Raw genomic sequence first — 18,173 nt, forward strand, 5'->3', positions numbered from 1 at the left:
GCTTGCTCCGCCTATATAGGCGCGGTATGCCAACTCCTGATAAGTTAGGAAAGCCCATGAGCCTCAGTGCGCAAATCGCCTGGGACGATACCGTCCTGCCGTTCCAACTGGACGCCTCCGACATCCGTGGCCGGGTGGCGCGTCTGGATGGCGTGCTGGAACAGGTCCTGTCGCAACACAACTATCCGCCCATGATCGAAGGGCTGGTGGCCGAGATGGCCTTGCTGACCGCGCTGATCGGGCAGACGGTGAAACTGCGCTGGAAGCTGTCCTTGCAAGTGCGCGGGTCAGGGGCGGTGCGTCTGATCGCGACCGATTATTACGGTCCCACCGAAGACGGTGAACCGGCCCGCATCCGAGCCTATGCGTCCTATGATGCAGACCGGCTTGATCTTGATGGCGATCCGTTCCCCCAGATCGGTCAGGGATACTTTGCCATCCTGATTGATCAGGGCGAAGGAATGACGCCTTATCAAGGGATTACGCCCATCGCAGGTGGGTCGCTGTCGGCCTGTGCAGAAACCTATTTCGCCCAGTCCGAACAGCTGCCGACCCGGTTTTCGCTGACCTACGGCCAGTCGCAAATGCCCGGCGAAGGCACCCATTGGCGTGCTGGCGGCGTGATGCTGCAGCACATGCCCAAGGCGTCACCATTCGCCAAGGGCGACGGTGGATCCGGTGAGGATGGGCTGCTGGATGCGACTGACATCCTGACCGAGGACGAAGGCGAAAACTGGACCCGCGCCAACGCCCTGCTGGACACGGTCGATGACATTGAACTGATCGGCCCCTCCGTAACGCCGACCGACCTACTGGTGCGCCTGTTCCACGAAGAAAAGCCGCGTGTGTATGATGCCCAGCCGGTCAAGTTCGGGTGCAGCTGCTCCGAAGACAAGGTGCGCCAAAGCCTCTCGATCTACTCGGCCAAGGACATAAGCACGATGGTAACCGACGAAGGCACGGTGACGGCCGACTGTCAGTTCTGCGGGTCCCATTACGTTTTTGAACCCGAAACACTGGGTTTTGAGGCAAAGAACGCCAGTGCCTGACCTGAAAACACGCCTGACTGATGCGCTGTCCCGACCGGGCAGCGCATCATCGGATTTCGACCTCAATAAAGATGTGCAGGTTCCCGATTGCAAGCTGACCCCGGCGGCGGTTCTGGTGGGTGTCAGGGCCGAAACTGAATCCGTGATCCTGACCAAACGGTCGGCCCGGCTGAAACACCACCCCGGCCAGATCGCCTTTCCGGGCGGCAAACAAGACGACACCGACAAGACAATCATCAACGCCGCCTTACGCGAGGCGGAAGAAGAAATCGGCCTGCCCGCCCAACTGGTCGAAACCCTTGGCACCTTGCCGCCCCACCAGACTGTCACCGGATATCAGGTGACACCTGTGCTGGCGCTAGTGTCAGGCCATTATGATCCGGTCCCCGAAGCCGGTGAAGTCAGCGAAGTCTTTGAAGTCCCGCTATCCCATTTGGCGAACCCATCGATGTTCCGTGTCGAAGGGCGGATCTGGCAGGGTCGCAAGCGCCTCTACTACACCGTGCCCTACGGCCCGTATTATGTATGGGGCGCGACCGCGCGTATCCTGCGCGCCTTGGCGGACCGGATGTCGTGACCAGGCTGACCGATCCTTGGCTGACTGATCAGCCGTCGCAAACCGTTTGCCGAGTGCTGACAGAAGCCGGCTATCAGGCGTGGTTTGTCGGGGGATGCGTGCGCAATTCCCTGCTGGGCGAACCTGTCGCCGATCTTGATCTGACGACCGATGCGCATCCTGACAAGGTGACGGAACTGGCCGAAGCCGCGAACCTCAGGGTCGTACCGACCGGGATCGACCATGGGACCGTCACCGTGATCGTCGACGATATCCCGTTTGAGATCACAACCTTCCGCCATGACGTCGCAACCGACGGGCGGCGCGCAACGGTCGCATTTGCCGACAACATGACCGACGACGCCCGGCGGCGCGATTTCACGATAAACGCGCTTTATGCAGCCCCCGATGGCACCATCGCCGATCCTCTTGGCGGGCTGCCGGACCTGCACGCCCGGCGGATCCGGTTTATCGAAGATGCGGATCAGCGGATCAAAGAGGACTACCTGCGCATCCTGCGGTTCTTCCGCTTTCACGCCTGGTACGGTGACGCTGACGAAGGGCCAGACGCTGACGCGCTCGCCGCCTGTGCCGCCAATATCGAAGGCTTGCAGGGTCTGTCAGTGGAACGTGTGACCAGCGAACTGCTGAAACTGCTGTCCGCCCCGGACCCCGCCCCGGTCGTCGCTTCAATGGCGTCCACCGGCGGGTTGGCGCAAATCCTCCCCGGTGCCGCAACCGCTGCGCTTCCCGTGCTTGTGCATCTGGAGCAGCAGGCGGGCCATGCGCTGGACCCGATCCGGCGCCTCGTCGCGCTTGGCGGTGATCCCATAGCTGCCCTGCGCCTGTCCAAGGATCAGATCAAGCAGATCGAACAGATCGGGTCAGACATGACCCATGCCGAAGCCGCCTATCGGTTCGGGGCCGGGATCGGGATGGATCGGCTATTGATCGAAGCGGCATCGCTGGGCACCCCGATTGACCCTGCACAGATCGAAACGGTTGAACACGCGGCCAAACAGACCTTTCCCCTCAAAGCCGCCGATCTGATGCCCGATCTGCAAGGTGCTGCGCTGGGTGCTGTACTGAAACAAGCCGAACAACGCTGGATCGCGTCCGGCTTTACCCTCACAAAGGCAGACTTGCTTGGCTGAGCTACTGCCCCTGTTCGGTTTCGTCTTCTTCGGCCTGTTCTCGCCCGGACCCAATGTTATCCTGCTCACCGCGTCCGGCGCGCGCTTTGGCTTCCAGCGAACCGTGCCGCATATCCTTGGCGTGGCCATCGGCGTCGGGATCACGTCGGGGATCACCGGATTGGGCATCGGCGCGCTGCTCGCGGCGCAACCCGTGCTCACGCTTGTGCTGAAAATCGGGGCCAGCTTTTGGATATTGTGGATGGCATGGACCCTCTGGCACGCCGACCCGGCCAAGACCCGTGACCGCGACCGTCCTTTCACTTTTGTCGAGGCGGTCCTGTTTCAATGGATCAATCCCAAGGTTTGGGCAGTTGCCTTCAGCGCTACCGCCTATGTCGCCACATTGCCCCCAGCGAAACAGGCCATCACCCTGGCCACCACATTTTCAGGCATCAATCTGGGCGTCTGCCTGTTCTGGGCCATGGCGGGAGCACTGCTGTCCTACTTGCTGAAAAACCCATCGGCCTGGCGCATCTTCATGCGCGCCATGGCGCTCGCCCTTGGCGTGTTTTCTCTTCTGGTTTTCCTCTGACCGAAATCTTGTTATGTCACCGGCATTAACCCGGAAGGCAGACCCATGTTTCGTTGGTTCGAAGGTCTTGTCGATCCCTATACCAAGTATCAGGAGACCGACACGCCGCCCAAGCGGCTCTATCCGTTTCTGCGTATCTACGCGGAACCGTTCAAATGGGTATTGCTGGTCACCGCCATCGGGTCTGTGGTTATCGCAGGTGTGGAAATCTGGCTTTTGGGCTATGTCGGGCGGCTGGTGGACACGCTTTCGAGCGGTGCTCCTGCAGAGGTTTGGGCGCGGCATGGGCTTGAATTCATTCTTGTCGCTCTTTTCATCCTGACCCTGCGCCCGATCCTGCATATCGCGCAGGTCATGTTGCTGCACCAGACGATCCTGCCAAACTTCACGACACTGGTGCGCTGGCGTGCGCACCGCCATGTCCTGCGCCAGTCGGTCGGCTGGTTTGAGGATGATTTTGCGGGCCGGATCGCCAACCGGATCATGCAGACGCCATCGTCAGCGGGCGAGGTGGTGTTTCAGCTCTTCGATGCGCTGACCTATGCGGCGGCTTATGTTATCGCTGCCGCTATCCTGTTGGGCCAGGCCGACATTCGGCTGGTTATTCCGCTGCTTATGTGGCTGATCCCCTACCTGGTGCTGCTGCGCTGGGTCGTTAAACGCATCGGGCCTGCATCAGAGGCCGCATCAAATGCGCGTAGCAAGGTCACCGGTCGGATCGTGGACAGCTACACCAATATTCATTCGGTCAAGATGTTCGCCCATCACGACCGCGAAATCGCCTATGCCAAGGACGCGATGGAACAAAGCCGCCAGACCTTCCAGGCGGAAATGCGGCTTTACACGATCATGGATGTGGGCCTGATGATACTGAACGGTCTGTTGATCGTCGGTGTTGTCGGCTGGGCCATGTGGCTCTGGGGTCTGGGCACAGCGACTGTCGGCGTGGTTGCCGTGGCCACCACGCTGGCCTTGCGCCTGAACGCCATGTCCGGCTGGATCATGTGGGCGACCAGCAACTTCTTCCGAGAATTGGGGGTTGTCTCAGAGGGCATGCAAACCATCGCCCAGCCGATCAAGCTGCTGGACCAGACGGTCAAGCCGCTGGAGGTCACTGACGGCAAGGTCGAGATCACCAACCTCTCGCACCATTACGGCAAAGAGGCGGGCGGGTTGGACCGGATCAACCTGACCATCGCGCCGGGTGAAAAGATCGGGCTGGTCGGGCAATCCGGTGCAGGTAAATCGACGCTGGTGAAGCTGCTGTTGCGTTTCTACGATGCGGAGAAGGGAACAATCTCTATCGACGGCCAAAGCATCATGGATGTGACGCAGGACAGCCTGCGCCGCAACATCGGCATGGTCCAGCAGGACAGCGCGTTGTTGCACCGGTCGGTGCGGGACAACATCGTCTATGGCAACCCGGACGCAACTGACGATGACATGATCGCGGCGGCCAAAAAGGCCGAGGCGCATGACTTTATCCTCGGGCTGGAAGACAGCGAAGGCAACAAAGGCTATGACGCCAAGGTCGGCGAACGCGGTGTGAAACTCTCCGGCGGGCAACGCCAGCGGATTGCCCTTGCCCGGGTCATTCTGAAAGATGCGCCCGTCCTGCTCTTGGATGAAGCGACCAGCGCCCTAGATAGTGAGGTCGAAGCCGCCATTCAGCGCACGCTTTACGGCATGATGGAAGGCAAGACAGTAATCGCCATCGCGCACCGTCTGTCGACCATCGCGCGCATGGACCGGATCATCGTCGTGGATCAGGGCCGGATCATCGAGGATGGCACCCATGACGCGCTGCTGGCGGAAAACGGACAATATGCAAGGTTCTGGGCGCGGCAATCCGGCGGCTTTCTGGGGCAGGACACACAGGTAGCGGAATGAAACCGGAACGCTGGATCGACCCTTTTGAGCGGGCCGAAGGGCCACCGCCCCAGACGCTGATCGCGTTTCTGGGCTGGTGCCTGCGTGGCAGCACAAAAGTCACCATTCTGGCTGGACTGGTCTCGGCGCTGGCCGGTACGCTTGAGGTGCTGACAGCGCTGATGCTGGGCTGGGTGATCGATGCGGCACTGACGTCCGAAAGCGGCAGCTACTTCTCCGACAACGTGATCCTGCTGCTTGGGGTCACCGTGTTCTTTGTTGTCCTGCGCCCGATCATCCTCGGAGTCTCAGGCGTCATGCAGGCCGTTGTCGTTGGCCCATCGCTCAGCAACCTGATCCTGTCGCGGCTGCACCGGCATTCGCTGGGTCAATCCGTCACCTTCTTTGACGATGATTTCGCAGGTCGCATCGCGCAAAAGCAGATGCAGGCGGCACGGGCAACGACAGACCTGATCGTGGACATGATCCACACCGTCGCCTTCGCGCTCGCCTCGCTTGTCGGTTCGGTGATCCTGCTTCTGACCATCGACATTCGCACTGCGGCCCTGCTGGCGCTGTGGGTTGCTGCTTACATCTGGATGATCCGCTTCTTCATGCCCCGCATCCGCAAACGGTCAAAGGCGCGGGCGGCGACGCGCGCCATGGTCACCGGACAAGTCGTGGACACGATCACCAATATCAAGACCGTCAAACTCTTCGCCCATGACGATCACGAAGACCGGGCGGCCATCGACGCTATGGCGAACTACTGGGGTACTGCAGTCAACTATGGATGGTTGTCTGCGTCTTTCCGGTTCTGGCTGATGGCGCTGGGCGGGCTGCTGCCCATCCTGCTGGTCGGCGCCACACTATATTTCTGGACCGCCGGTGCCGCGACTGCGGGTAATATCGCCGCTGCCGGGGCGATTGCCTTGCGTCTGTCGCAGATGACGGGTTGGGTCAGTTTCACGCTGATGGGCATGTACGCCAATGTGGGTGAGATTGAAGACGCCATGCTCACACTCAGCCCGCCGCACAAGCTGACCGATGCCGATGACGCGGACCAGCTTAAGGCCCATAAAGGCGCGATTGATCTAAGCCATGTGAGCTTCAGCTACGGCGGTGGACCAGGCGGTTTGAATGATGTCAGCCTGACGGTGGCACCTGGCGAAAAACTGGGGCTGGTTGGGGCATCTGGTGCAGGGAAATCCACGCTCGTCGCGTTGCTGTTGCGGCTTTATGATACCGAAGAGGGCAGCGTGCTGATCGACGGGCAGGATGTCCGCGAGGTCACGCAGGAAAGTCTGCGCCGCCAGATCGCCATGGTCACGCAGGAAACGGCGATGTTCAACCGGTCCGCCCGCGACAATATCCGCTATGGGAAACCCGACGCGACGCAGGATGAAATTGAGGCGGCGGCGCGTCAGGCCGAAGCGCATGATTTCATCCTCGACCTTCAGGACCACAAGGGGCGCACCGGCTATGACGCGCATTTGGGCGAGCGCGGTGTCAAACTATCCGGCGGCCAGCGCCAGCGCATTGCGATAGCGCGCGCCATCCTGAAAGACGCGCCTATCCTCGTGCTGGACGAAGCCACCAGCGCGCTTGACTCCGAGGTTGAGGCGTCCATCCAGCACGCCCTTGAAACCATCATGCATGGCAAGACCGTCATCGCCATCGCGCACCGCCTGTCGACCCTCGCCCAGATGGACCGGATCATCGTGCTTGACGCTGGCCGCGTGGTCGAGGAAGGGACTCACGACGATCTGCTGGCCAAGGGCGGGCTTTACGCGCGCTACTGGAACCGGCAGTCGGGCGGGTTCATTAATGCGCAGGAAGCGGCGGAATAAATGCTGACCATCGAAAGCCTGACCCATCTCGGCCTTGGCCGGGCCTCTGACGGGCAGTCACTGTTGCCGCGTGTCCTGCCAGGGGAAGAGGTCGACGTGGCACAGGACGGAACGGTCCGGATCGTGACGCCCTCGACCGACCGTGTCGCCCCGCCTTGCCGACATTTCAAATCCTGCGGCGGCTGTGCGATGCAGCATGCCCACGACATGTTCGTGGCCGAATGGAAGCTGTCCATCGTGGCCAAAGCGTTAGAAGCGCGAGGGTTGCAGCCGCGCCTCCGGGACATCGTCACATCCCCATGGCGTTCGCGCCGCCGCGCCAAATTTTCGGGGCGCCGCACAAAAAAAGGTGCCTTGGTCGGGTTCCATGCCAAAGGCTCTGACACGCTGGTTGCCATCCCGGATTGTATGCTGATCACACCGGCATTGGCCGCCTGCCTGCCAGCGCTTGAGGCGCTGACCGTTATGGCGTGTTCACGCAAGGGCGAGATTGATCTGACGGTTACTGACACAACTAGCGGCCCGGATATTCTGGTTGAAACTGAAAAAGATCTGACACCGCAGCTGCGGTTGGAACTGGCGGCCTATGCGCAGACCCACAATGTAGCCAGACTTGTCTGGAATGATGAACCCGTCGTCACCCTGAGCGCCCCGGTCCAGGATTTCGCGGGAACGCAGGTTACACCGCCGCCCGGCGCGTTCCTGCAGGCGACCAAAGATGGGGAGCTTACCCTGCTGGCCGCGGTGAACGACATCACCCAGGGTGCTGCACGCATCGTCGATTTGTTCGCCGGATGCGGCACCTTCGCGCTGCCCCTTGCAAACCGGGCGCAGGTTCACGCGGTGGAAGGCGAGGCCGAAATGCTGGCGGCACTGGATCGCGGCTGGCGCGCCGGCCGAAACCTGCGTCGCGTCACTACCGAGGCCCGTGATCTGTTCCGACGTCCGCTCGAACCGGATGAGTTGCGGCATTACGATGCTGCCGTCATCGACCCGCCCCGTGCAGGTGCCGAAGCGCAGATAGAAACGCTCGCATCATCGGACATCAAAACGGTCGCAATGGTGTCCTGTAACCCGGTGATATTCGCCCGGGACGCCAAGACGCTGGTCGATGCGGGGTTCACTATGCCCTGGGTGCAGGTGGTCGATCAGTTCCGCTGGTCACCGCATGTGGAAATTGTGGCACCATTCACACGGAAATGAGCGCATGCCCCATGTTTTTCTACCGTTAACCGTAAATTTGGTGTAGCACATCATAAACGGCGCAGACCGGTGAACGAGGCACAGTATTATGATTTCAAGACGATCCATGATGGTGGGGGCTGCACTTGGCATTGCGGGCTGCAGCGCGAAGGTGCCGCAGTATAAAGGCCCCGAAGTCACGCGCATTCAGGTCTTCAAGGGCAAGCGGCACATGCAGCTGCTGCATAACAACAACCTGTTGAAAGCCTATAACTTCCAGCTTGGATTTGCACCAACCGGCCACAAGGTTCACGAAGGGGACGGGCGCACACCCGAAGGCGCCTATCTGATCGACCGGCGCAATCCCTACAGCCGTTTCCATCTGTCGCTTGGTATTTCATATCCAAACGCGAATGATATCGCCTATGCCCGTGCGAATGGACTTGATCCGGGCGGCGACATCTTCATCCATGGCACACCAAGCCGCGCCGTTGGCATCCCCGATTGGACATGGGGCTGCATCGCCGTTCAGAATAACGAAATGGATGAAATCTATGCCATGGTCAAAAATGGCACAAAGATCTTTATCTACGCCTAGAACGCTGCACTCGGGATGGGCCGGCTGACCGCAGGGTCGCTGCCCATGTTCAGTGTCCACCATAGTTTGCCCGCTGGCTCCTGGAACCAGGCGAACCCCATTTGCCGCGCGTTGGGGTCCAGAATGACCGCTCGTGTGTCGGGTTGTTCCATCCACGCCGCCAGTGTCGGCAACTCGCCCTCATAGGATTCAGAAATGTTTTCGCCCAACAACCGGCCAGGGAAGCCCACGCGCCGCGCACGGTCCAGCGGGCTCGATCCGTCAGAACCAAAGAGCCACGGGCGGTTCTGGATCGACATATCGCGTGAATGCGTTGCGGCAGCCGCATTGAGCTGCGCGTTCAACTCGACCGGCGCCAGGTTACGGGCCGTGCGCAGGGCGTTGACGCTATCCAGCATCCGGAACTGGATTTCAGCCTCTTGCCCCGGCCTGATCCGATAAATCGTGGGCAAGGGCAGGCCGTCAGGCCCGATCCGGCCTTCGGGTACTTGTGAACAAGCGGCCATGCCCGCTGCGGCCAGTCCCAGAATCAAATTGCGTCGGTACATCGTTGCTTCACCTTGATAAGTCATCGTTCCTTAGCGGGAATGGTGTGACAGTTCAAACCCGGTTGCACGGAACCTTGTTTGCCTGACGTTTGTGTGAATTGCGAATGGGGGCGGGACACTTTAGATTGCAGCTTTGAAAGAGTGTTTGCCCCGAACGGAGTAACTGATGTCAAAAGACACGATGAATGGCCTGTCACGCCGTGGTTTTCTGGCGGCCACCGCTGCCACAATCGGGACGGGTGCAATGGCGCAGACCGCCAACACGACCGAAATCGAAAGCGACATAAGTGCTGGCGTCAAAAGGAACATCTCCAGTTTCCGGTCGCTGGACTGGCAGCCCTATTTCAGCAACCTGAACAACGGGGCCATTCTGGTCGATATCCAGTCGCGGGCCCTGCATTACTGGTCCGAAGACCAGTCAATCTACAAGCTGTACCCGACCAGCGTCCCCCTGACCGAGGATCTGACCCGCAAAGGCCGGACCGAGATTACCCGCAAGGTGGAAGGCCCCAGCTGGGCACCCACACCGGCGATGAAGCTGCGCAACCCCGAATGGCCCGATTTTATCGGCCCAGGCCCGGATAACCCGCTGGGAACACACGCGCTTCACCTGTCATGGCAGTACTACCGGATCCACGGCACACATGACACGCGCAAGATCGGTCGTCGGTCGTCGAATGGATGCATTGGCCTTTATAACGAACAGATTGCGGAACTTTACAGCTACGCCAAGGTCGGTACGCAGGTTCTGCTGATCTGAAGTATAAATCATCCAAACAGTCAAAAAGGGCGTATCCGATTGATGCGCCCTTTTTTATAGCCCAATTGTTAAAAGCACAGCTATTGTTCAAATCGCGACCACGGCTAGACAAAACCAAAGTCGATACCAAGTGAGTTGGCGATGTTTTCGTCTAGTACCAAGCCGTCGCCCGTCGTGTACGCCTTCGCAATGCTGACCAGATAATCTTCAACAACCCGCGTATCTGAGACGTCCAGCTGGATAATCCCATCCAAGTAGCCGTTTTCATCAACAGCCATTAACCAGAGATCATAGCGTGTCTGCATATTAACGTCTGCAACAACGGTATGCTCACCATAATAGATCGGCACGTCTGGCGGATAGTTTTCTACATCCGCGACATATGTCTCATTGGCACTCGTTGTAGCAGACCATGTGTTGGATTCGGTGATGCTGCCTCCGCTCACCTTTGTATTGGAAACACCACCAGAATACTCCAAGTTGGCGACTTTAAAGCCAATCTGACCATCCACCTCAACGCTTTCGGAGTAGTTGATTTCTTCCGCAATAGTGAACGTCTGATTTTCTTCGTAACTCCATCCAATTCGCAATTGCCCCGGTGTCACACCATCATACCTGAACTCGTCGGACAATCCTTGGATCGGTGTATATTCGTACTCGCTTGCTCTGGATATGACCTCGCCTTTCGGTTCATCTGCCGCGTTGAGAAAGCCATAATATGAATAACTGGGCGTGCCGTCATCGTTGAAGTCAAAGCCACCACCCCCTAGCATCAGCGCATCGAGGAATTCATCACCCCAGAATGTTTTCTCCAACGTATCGTCGCTTCCGGCACCACTTGCTTCGTAGTACTCGTCGTATGTCGCACGATCGTAAAACTGTGCACCATAGATATCGATGCCGGCATTTGCGTCTTCAATGTTTTTGACGAACTGCGCCAGATCATCGTCGTTCATCGCCTCTGCTGTGCCAAATTCAGTCTCAACCGTATCGGCTTCGGTATCCTTTGAGTATCCGGCAAGGGCCTCTTCGCTGTCTTCACCCTTCAACCGGGCAAGCACCTCGGCCCCGAAATCACCGGGGGAGGTGCTGTCGTAAGCCTGTTGATATGCGGTTTCGGCGATTTCTTCGATCAGAGTGTCGCGCAGTTCCTCGCCCGTCAGCGCGCTATCAATGATAACTTCGTCGCTGCCCAGAATGGCGGCGCCGTTTAAGGCGGTGCCGTCGGTGGTGGCAAAGTCGTCGACAAAGGTCACGTTCAGTTCATCGCCGAGCAGTCCCGCGACGTCCGTGCGTGTTTCAATGTCGGATTCGAAAACGGCTTGCAGCAATGACGCTGCCGATTTGAAAGCGCCGGCCTCTTCGCTGTCTGTGATCGTGATATCGCGGCTGTCCAATGCAGCGTGCAGCGCCTCGCTGACGAGTGTTGCATGTTCCGTAGAACCTTGTGCCGTGTCATGAAATTGGAATTCATCCGTGGGGAAGCCTTGCTCAGGTCCGTCCGATTGATCCGCTTCTGAGCGTGTTTCAAGGTTTGCCCAAAAGGCATTCTTGTCGGTATCCAGTGACATGTGAACCGTCCTATCCGTTGGTCATGATTGTTGCGTTGATCTTTTGATGATCGACTGGAACAAATTCGACTTCTTAGACCGCTCGACTATAGGCCATCGGTCAGAACGCCGGATAGGGTGCGGTACGCCCGCCTATTTTCTCAGCGAAATGAGGCTGAATTGAATGCAGTCGTGCGCGAGATGGTGCTGTCAATAACTACCTTAAGCTGTATTCAGCTTTCAACAGTAACAGTCCCGTGAAAACCCTCTGGCGCGACCATCCAAACTTACAAGGCCATCCGCGGTGCTACTGCAGCAGCGCAACGGCGAGGTTGGCAACACCACTTGGATCGTGTTGGACGATGACGATAGCCAGTAGGATGACCATCCAGCTGGCGCGGATCTTGTTCATGCGCCGCCAGAATTTGGACCGTAGGCCCGATGGCATGGACAAGCGGCGACCTGATGGTGCGTCATCTGCTTCCAGATATTCATCCTCATCCAGATCATGGCTGATTTCGTCCGAACTACTTGGCGCAGGCGCCCGATCTCTGGCGGCCGGCGCTTTTTGTTCAGTGGGTGGCAGCGTTTGTGATGTTTCTTCATTGAACTCGCGCACCCAGTCCGGGATTGATACCACAGGTTCTGCCTTTGGGGGTTTTTGCGGCTCTGCTTTGCGCGGTTCGGATTTCAGCACGTATTCATTGGTTTCCGAAACGAGGCGGGTCAGCGTCTTGCTCAGATCATTCTTCTGCGACAGGACCAGTGGCGAGGGCCGCTTCTTATTGGGGTCCAGCATATCCATCCAGTCGCGGGCGGATTGCAGGCGCTCCTTTGGCAAAACGCGCATGGCCCGGTCAATGGCTTGCAGGAATTCCGGGGCGTAATCGTCAAACCGGCCGTCCAGCGGCTCACACGGGTCTTCGCCGCCACCGGCAACTTCGGCCATCCGGGTCTGGCTGTTGGGTGGGACGGTGCCCGAGATCAGGTGATAAAACGTGGCTGCAAGTGCATATAGATCACTGCTAGGGGTCTGCTTTCCGCCCGAGAAATAGAACTCCTGCGGTGAATACCCATCCTTGACGATCAGCACAGCAGATAGCGCGCGGGTTTCGCGGCTCGCCTCTTCACGGGCGGCACCAAAATCGATCAGAACTGGGTTGCCCCATTTGTCGATCAGGATGTTGTCGGGTGAAATGTCACGATGCAGCAGGTCCTGCTGGTGCACCACATCAACCGCATCCAGCAGCTTATGCAGCATATTCCTGATCTGGTCAGGCGTCAGCGTCTGGCTGTCATTCTTGATAATGTCGAGGAGGTCCCGGCCTTCGATCAGATCAAGCGCCATGTAGGCCGTATCGTTATCCTCGAATACCCGATGGACTCCGATGATATTGGGGTGGCGCAGCTTGGCTATGCTGCGTGCCTCGCGCATGAACATATCGACGATGGACCGGTATTTGTCGTGGTTCGCGGTGGATCGCACGAGGACCGATTTTCCAGCACGGTGACAGAAAACTTCGGGAAAGCATTCCTTGATGACAACGGTGCGATCAAGAAAACTATCCTCGGCCAGGTAGGTGATGCCGAAACCACCCTTGCCGATCTGCTTTTTGATTGTGAACTGGTCGCCCAGAAGCCGCGTTCCCTCGGGAAGCGCCTCACTCCGTTCTTCCGGAGGTCCTTCGAGCTCTGTGCTCTGTGCCGAAGTCATCTGCCACCATGTCCTGTGCCTGAAAAAAGCACGTCCCGTTTCAACCAAACGAGTCCTTCCTGCAGCGCAAATATGTTTGCTTTGCGGCCAACATGGGAAAAGTTATGGGTATTTGGCTGATCATTGCCGATGTATTGCTGCCGCGCAAATCTTATTTGACATTGATTCTGTCCGCGGCATCAAGCTTGTCTTTCATACAAAAAAGTCATGACATCGTATTAGAATCAATGGGTTACCCCATTTTGTAACCTAAGAGTCACCCCCGGTAGCCTGAAATCCAAAGCGCTTTGGATGCATGATCCTTTCAGCGAGTGTGGGGCCGCGTCTTGAGAGAACTGTTTGCCGGGTCTCATCGCTCTTTTTGAAGTCATTAGGAGGGATGCAATGCATAATACACAACACACCATGACCACTGCCCCAAAGGGCGCTGCCATTTTCGAAGCAGTCGAGGAACTGGCGGCAATGCTGTTTGTGCGTCCTCGCCTGGACAACGTAAAGCGGGAGGTGGCCCAATGACATCCGATCTGATGACCATCAGTGCCATGTGCGATGCATTCGATGTCACCGCTCGCACACTGCGGTTTTACGAAGCGAAAGAGTTGTTGTTCCCGATCCGCGAGGGGCAGAAGCGGTTGTTTACACCCCGTGATCGTGCCCGGCTCAAGCTGATCCTGCGCGGCAAGCGTTTTGGCTTTACCCTGGAAGAAATGCGCCAGCTTCTGAACCTCTATGATGGTGAGGATGGCGAACGGGCCCAATTGCGCGAGGCCAAGAAGATTGCAGCACTCCGTCTCGAAGATATGGTGCAGCGGCATGCCGAACTGGAAGCAACGATCACGGAACTGCGTGACCATATGGATCGCGGTGCGGCGATGCTGGCGCAGTTGCGGACAAAGCTGCACGTTGTCAGATCCCAAGAGCGTCCAAGTCCTGCCGCACATGTTATCGACATTCAGCCTTCGGACAGATCAGCGGTTCGTAAGTTTGCTCGTCTGTAGGTCAGGTATGGCTTTCAGGCTGGATCAGCCGCGTCGGGCTTAATCGAATGTCAACGCATGGGGTTTAGCACTCCTCTCGGGCAGGAAATTCCTGCCCGCGTGCGTTATTGGCATTGGAGACGGCGATATGACAAAGCCTTGGAACGGCAAGAACCGGCGCAACAGATGGCGGCGTCTGAAGTTGAAATACAAAATGCCGATCCTGATCGGTGTGCCAACACTGGTCTTGATGATTGCCGTGTCGGCCCTGTCGATCGTGACCGCTCAGTCGGCCTTGACCACGCAGCGGAATGTCGCCTTCGAACAGTTACTTGAAGACAAGACAATCGGCCTGCAAAAATGGCTTTCGGCGGTCGAGCAGGATATTCGGATCCTGGCCGATGACACGACCACGCAGCAAGCGATTATGGCGTTCCGCGGAGGATGGGCGCAGCTCGGCGATCAGCCAAAACAGCGTCTCCAGCGTCTTTACATCACCGATAATCCCAATCCGGTCGGTCAGAAAGACAAATTGATTGATGCTGATGATGGTTCCGCCTGGTCGGGGGCGCACGCCACGTTTCACGACAGCTTCCTGAGCCTTCAATCGGTTCGGTCCTACTACGACATCTTCCTGTTCGATCTGGAGGGAAACCTGATCTATTCGGTTTTCAAAGAGCTTGATTTTGCGACAAATTTCCGGGCCGGCACATATGCCAACAGTGATCTTGGCGTTGCCTATCGCACTGCGGCGACACTGGGTCGCGGCGAAATCCATGTGACCGACTTTGCCGCTTACGCTCCCAGCAATGGTGCAGCCGCCAAGTTCGTGGCGATGCCGGTTTTTGATAATGCTGGCGAACGGATCGGCGTTGTGGCGCTCCAATTGCCGATAGACGAAATTGGCGTGATTCTGTCGCAATCACCCCTTCTGGGTGAAACGGGTCGGGTCTACGCGATTGGTTCCGATGGAACCGCCCGGTCAGGCTCATCCGGAAACGGTGGCTTTGACATTCTTGATCGTCTGCCGGACCTGCCACAGACTTTGGCAGCCCGGGATGGCGTAGAAACGACCTTTTCCAATGCGCCCGGATTATCCGGCAACCCGGTGATCGCCTACACCAAAGTGTTCGATTTTTTCGGGACAGAATGGCGGATGATCCTGGAACAGGACCTGAGCGAGGCCAACGCAGCCGCCAATCGACTGTTGTCTTTTGCAACGCTGCAGACTGTAGTTGTGATGCTCATCCTTGCGGCCCTGGCCTTTTGGATCGCCAGCACCCTGACCAGCCGCATCATCGCGCTGGCAAATAGCGTGAACGGCATCGCAGAGGGAGATTTCGAAAGCATCGTCGCCCAGACAAAGACAGGTGACGAATTGGGCGATATCGCCCGCGCGCTGGAGCGGTTCAAGGCCGAGCTTGCAGAGGGCAAGGCGGCGATAGCTGATCGTGTCGAAAGCGCCGAGGTGCAGGCAAAAATCATGAAAAAGGTAGAGACATCACTGGAAAGCCTGGCTGACGGATCGTTGGACTGCGTGATTTCAGAAGAGTTTCCTGAAGCTTATGAGCCGCTTCGTCGCAATTTCAACCAGACCGTCATCGCACTGTCAGAGATTGTAAGCAGCCTGCAAGCCAATGCTGACTTGATCAATACCGACGCAACCAAGCTGAGCGACGCGACCGGCAACTTGTCCCGCCGCACCGAAAACCAGGCAGCAACGCTTGAACAGACAGCTGCAGCCATGGACGAGATCAGCGCGAGCGTGAATTCAACGGCCAGCGGTGCGCGCGGTATTGTGCAAGCCATCGATGTAGCGCGCGATCACGCCAAACATGGCGAAGACGTGCGATCACACGCCGTCGTGGCCATGAAAACAATTGAGGAGTCATCGGATCAGATTGGTCAGATTGTCCAGTTGATGGATGACATTGCGTTTCAGACCAACCTTCTGGCCCTGAATGCCGGGGTCGAGGCTGCCCGGGCGGGTGAGGCCGGGCGTGGCTTCGCCGTTGTCGCATCGGAAGTGCGGGCACTGGCGCAGCGATCATCGGAAAGTGCGGCGCAAATCCGCGACTTGATTGTCAACTCGAATGAAAACATCACACATGGTGTCAAGCTTGTCGCAGATATGGGTACGGCCATCGAACAAGTTCTAAGCAGTGTGAGCGAAGTATCAGAACATATTCGTGACATCGCCAGTGGGGCCGAAGAACAGGCCACCGGCCTGTCTGAGATCAACACTGGCATCCTTATGTTGGACAAGGTGACCCAAGAAAACGCGGCCATGGTTGACGAAAGCGCCAATTCATCACGGGTGCTGCAGCAAAAGGCAGACGAAATGCAAAATCTGGTCGCCCGGTTCCGACACAGCCAACGCCATTCAGCACCCATGGCCATCGCATTATCAGAGCCGGATTTTGACCTAGCCCGATCAGCATAGGCGCATTACCAGGCCAGCATCCAGAAAACCACCGGCACGGTTCAAATGTCAGGGTGCTTTCGGGGTTGCGCCATTTGGGTATGTTGCGATGGTCCGAAAACTTGGGTCATCGTAACACTATTCACACCCATCGGTGTCCCCTGCGACTTTTGTGATCTGAAACATGTTTCTTGCTGGGAAAATTGCGTTCACGCCGCTGCAGATACCCGCCGCGCTGCGGGCGGGTATCTGAAAGTCATCTTCTTATCTGGGTCGGTTTACCCCAGCCACCCCTTGAGGTTCTTTTCGACAATGCCAGACAAGGCATCAATATGTGCCGCGTCATCGTTGAGGCAGGGGATATAGGTGAAATGCTCGCCGCCGGCCTCTTCAAAGCTTTCCTTGATCTCTTCGTTGATTTCTTCGAGCGTTTCGATGCAATCGGCTGAAAAGGCTGGTGCGCATACGGCGATGTTTTTGATACCGTCTTCCTCTGCCAGCCGGGCCACCTCTTCCACGGTGTATGGCTTCAGCCATTCCTCTGGCCCGAACCGCGACTGGAAGGTGGTTATGATCTGGGTGTCGTCCCAACCCAGCCGTTCCTTCAGTAGTCGCGTCGTTTTCTGGCATTGGCAATGGTAAGGATCGCCTTCGCGCAGATACCGTTCGGGGACGCCGTGGTAAGAGCAGACGAGTTTTTGTGGTTTTACCTCGGCCGCGGCATAAGACCGTTCGATGGATTGGGCCAAAGCCTCGATATAGGCCGGGTCCGCGTAATAAGGTTCGACGACCCGGGCAATCGGTTGCCATTTTTCCTCCATCAGGGCGCGAAAGAACTGATCATTCGCCGTCGCTGACGTGGCCCCGGCATAGTGCGGATAAAGCGGGAAGAACAGGATCTTGGTGCACCCGGCCTCGACCATCTCGCGCACCTTGGATTTGGTCGATGGGTTGCCGTATCGCATGCAGAAATCAACGCGCACATCGTCGCCAAAGCGGTCGATCATGCGCTGTTTGATCGCTGCGGTCTGCGCCTTGGTAATGGTCATTAGCGGGCTTTCGTCCGCGTCTTCGTTCCAGATGGATTTATAAGCGGCACCCGATGAAAAGGGCCGCTTGCTGAGGATCACAAGTTGCAAAAGCGGCTGCCAGATCCAGGCGGAATAATCGATGACCCGCTTGTCAGATAGAAATTCGTTCAGATAGCGGCGCATCGACCAGTAATCTGTCCCGTCCGGTGTGCCCAGATTGGCAATCAGAATACCGACGCGGGCCGGTTTGATCTTGGGGTGATCGGCTGGCGCATGCGCGGGGCATGTTGCTGGGCGCTCTGCGGCCTGGCTTTGTGCGTCGAACATTTTCATGACCCT

General features: G+C 57.8%; 15 protein-coding genes and 1 pseudogene. 12 read left to right on the top strand and 4 right to left on the bottom strand.

Annotated features, from left to right (window positions below):
- Positions 1–56: 56 nt before the first annotated feature.
- From ACFWW4_RS02925 to ACFWW4_RS02960, 8 genes are all read left to right on the top strand, one after another.
- On the top strand, positions 57–1,049 hold the full coding sequence (locus ACFWW4_RS02925; RefSeq protein WP_411889492.1) for an Hsp33 family molecular chaperone HslO: 993 nt from the start codon (positions 57–59) through the stop codon (positions 1,047–1,049).
- On the top strand, positions 1,042–1,626 hold the full coding sequence (locus tag ACFWW4_RS02930; protein WP_411889493.1) for a CoA pyrophosphatase: 585 nt from the start codon (positions 1,042–1,044) through the stop codon (positions 1,624–1,626). Before ACFWW4_RS02925 ends, ACFWW4_RS02930 begins: the two co-directional genes overlap by 8 nt.
- Positions 1,623–2,759, top strand: a complete 1,137-nt coding sequence (locus ACFWW4_RS02935; RefSeq protein WP_411889494.1) for a CCA tRNA nucleotidyltransferase — start codon at positions 1,623–1,625, stop codon at positions 2,757–2,759. The genes ACFWW4_RS02930 and ACFWW4_RS02935 overlap by 4 nt, the downstream gene beginning before the upstream one ends.
- A complete protein-coding gene (locus ACFWW4_RS02940; RefSeq protein WP_411889495.1) occupies positions 2,752–3,333 on the top strand; it encodes a LysE family translocator in 582 nt (193 codons plus the stop codon). The genes ACFWW4_RS02935 and ACFWW4_RS02940 overlap by 8 nt, the downstream gene beginning before the upstream one ends.
- Before the next feature lie 45 nt (positions 3,334–3,378).
- Complete coding sequence (locus tag ACFWW4_RS02945) at positions 3,379–5,223, top strand: ABC transporter ATP-binding protein (RefSeq protein ID WP_411889496.1); 1,845 nt, start codon at positions 3,379–3,381, stop codon at positions 5,221–5,223.
- Positions 5,220–7,052, top strand: a complete 1,833-nt coding sequence (locus ACFWW4_RS02950) for an ABC transporter ATP-binding protein (RefSeq protein ID WP_411889497.1) — start codon at positions 5,220–5,222, stop codon at positions 7,050–7,052. The genes ACFWW4_RS02945 and ACFWW4_RS02950 overlap by 4 nt, the downstream gene beginning before the upstream one ends.
- A complete protein-coding gene (locus ACFWW4_RS02955; protein ID WP_411889498.1) occupies positions 7,053–8,255 on the top strand; it encodes a class I SAM-dependent RNA methyltransferase in 1,203 nt (400 codons plus the stop codon). It begins immediately after the preceding gene.
- A gap of 88 nt (positions 8,256–8,343) precedes the next feature.
- A complete protein-coding gene (locus ACFWW4_RS02960; RefSeq protein ID WP_411889499.1) occupies positions 8,344–8,832 on the top strand; it encodes a L,D-transpeptidase family protein in 489 nt (162 codons plus the stop codon).
- On the opposite strand, the gene ACFWW4_RS02965 is transcribed toward ACFWW4_RS02960, so the two are convergent.
- Positions 8,829–9,380, bottom strand: a complete 552-nt coding sequence (locus ACFWW4_RS02965; RefSeq protein ID WP_411889500.1) for a CAP domain-containing protein — start codon at positions 9,378–9,380, stop codon at positions 8,829–8,831. The two genes, ACFWW4_RS02960 and ACFWW4_RS02965, sit on opposite strands and share 4 nt — an antisense overlap.
- 166 nt (positions 9,381–9,546) lie before the next feature.
- Between ACFWW4_RS02965 and ACFWW4_RS02970 the strand changes: the two genes are divergently transcribed.
- Positions 9,547–10,140 carry a L,D-transpeptidase gene (locus tag ACFWW4_RS02970; RefSeq protein WP_411889501.1) on the top strand — a complete coding sequence of 198 codons (594 nt, stop codon included), beginning with the start codon at positions 9,547–9,549 and terminating at the stop codon, positions 10,138–10,140.
- Positions 10,141–10,244: 104 nt separating this feature from the next.
- On the opposite strand, the gene ACFWW4_RS02975 is transcribed toward ACFWW4_RS02970, so the two are convergent.
- Positions 10,245–11,711, bottom strand: coding sequence for a hypothetical protein (locus tag ACFWW4_RS02975; RefSeq protein ID WP_411889502.1), 1,467 nt, complete (start codon positions 11,709–11,711; stop codon positions 10,245–10,247).
- 286 nt (positions 11,712–11,997) lie between these two features.
- The gene (locus ACFWW4_RS02980) at positions 11,998–13,404 is read right to left on the bottom strand and encodes a serine/threonine-protein kinase (protein ID WP_411889503.1); all 1,407 of its coding nucleotides are present in this window, start codon (positions 13,402–13,404) and stop codon (positions 11,998–12,000) included.
- Between the two features lie 384 nt (positions 13,405–13,788).
- On the opposite strand from ACFWW4_RS02980, the gene ACFWW4_RS02985 reads away from it, so the two are divergent.
- The 3 genes and pseudogenes from ACFWW4_RS02985 to ACFWW4_RS02995 all read left to right on the top strand — a co-directional run bounded on the left by ACFWW4_RS02985 (position 13,789) and on the right by ACFWW4_RS02995 (position 16,824).
- Positions 13,789–13,920 (top strand): hypothetical protein, encoded by a 132-nt coding sequence (locus ACFWW4_RS02985; RefSeq protein WP_411889504.1) that lies wholly within the window; start codon positions 13,789–13,791, stop codon positions 13,918–13,920.
- Positions 13,917–14,294: pseudogene (locus tag ACFWW4_RS02990) on the top strand (MerR family transcriptional regulator); the annotation flags it as partial. The gene ACFWW4_RS02985 and the pseudogene ACFWW4_RS02990, both read left to right, overlap by 4 nt.
- Before the next feature lie 235 nt (positions 14,295–14,529).
- Positions 14,530–16,824, top strand: coding sequence for a methyl-accepting chemotaxis protein (locus ACFWW4_RS02995; RefSeq protein WP_411889505.1), 2,295 nt, complete (start codon positions 14,530–14,532; stop codon positions 16,822–16,824).
- Positions 16,825–17,081: 257 nt separating this feature from the next.
- Here the strand turns inward: ACFWW4_RS02995 and hemH are convergent, their stop codons facing one another.
- A complete protein-coding gene (gene hemH, locus ACFWW4_RS03000; RefSeq protein WP_411889506.1) occupies positions 17,082–18,167 on the bottom strand; it encodes a ferrochelatase in 1,086 nt (361 codons plus the stop codon).
- Positions 18,168–18,173: the final 6 nt, after the last annotated feature.

Source organism: Yoonia sp. SDW83-1 (assembly GCF_046762885.1).
GTDB lineage: Bacteria > Pseudomonadota > Alphaproteobacteria > Rhodobacterales > Rhodobacteraceae > Yoonia.

What these genes read in the sequence shown, in the direction of transcription:
- ACFWW4_RS02925 (WP_411889492.1), top strand. Translation starts at nt 57, where the DNA reads ATGAGCCTCAGTGCGCAAATCGCCTGGGACGATACCGTCCTGCCGTTC.
- ACFWW4_RS02945 (WP_411889496.1), top strand. Translation starts at nt 3,379, where the DNA reads ATGTTTCGTTGGTTCGAAGGTCTTGTCGATCCCTATACCAAGTATCAG.
- ACFWW4_RS02950 (WP_411889497.1), top strand. Translation starts at nt 5,220, where the DNA reads ATGAAACCGGAACGCTGGATCGACCCTTTTGAGCGGGCCGAAGGGCCA.
- ACFWW4_RS02955 (WP_411889498.1), top strand. Translation starts at nt 7,053, where the DNA reads ATGCTGACCATCGAAAGCCTGACCCATCTCGGCCTTGGCCGGGCCTCT.
- ACFWW4_RS02960 (WP_411889499.1), top strand. Translation starts at nt 8,344, where the DNA reads ATGATTTCAAGACGATCCATGATGGTGGGGGCTGCACTTGGCATTGCG.
- ACFWW4_RS02965 (WP_411889500.1), bottom strand. Translation starts at nt 9,380, where the DNA reads ATGTACCGACGCAATTTGATTCTGGGACTGGCCGCAGCGGGCATGGCC.
- ACFWW4_RS02970 (WP_411889501.1), top strand. Translation starts at nt 9,547, where the DNA reads ATGTCAAAAGACACGATGAATGGCCTGTCACGCCGTGGTTTTCTGGCG.
- ACFWW4_RS02975 (WP_411889502.1), bottom strand. Translation starts at nt 11,711, where the DNA reads ATGTCACTGGATACCGACAAGAATGCCTTTTGGGCAAACCTTGAAACA.
- ACFWW4_RS02980 (WP_411889503.1), bottom strand. Translation starts at nt 13,404, where the DNA reads ATGACTTCGGCACAGAGCACAGAGCTCGAAGGACCTCCGGAAGAACGG.
- ACFWW4_RS02985 (WP_411889504.1), top strand. Translation starts at nt 13,789, where the DNA reads ATGCATAATACACAACACACCATGACCACTGCCCCAAAGGGCGCTGCC.
- ACFWW4_RS02995 (WP_411889505.1), top strand. Translation starts at nt 14,530, where the DNA reads ATGACAAAGCCTTGGAACGGCAAGAACCGGCGCAACAGATGGCGGCGT.
- hemH (WP_411889506.1), bottom strand. Translation starts at nt 18,167, where the DNA reads ATGAAAATGTTCGACGCACAAAGCCAGGCCGCAGAGCGCCCAGCAACA.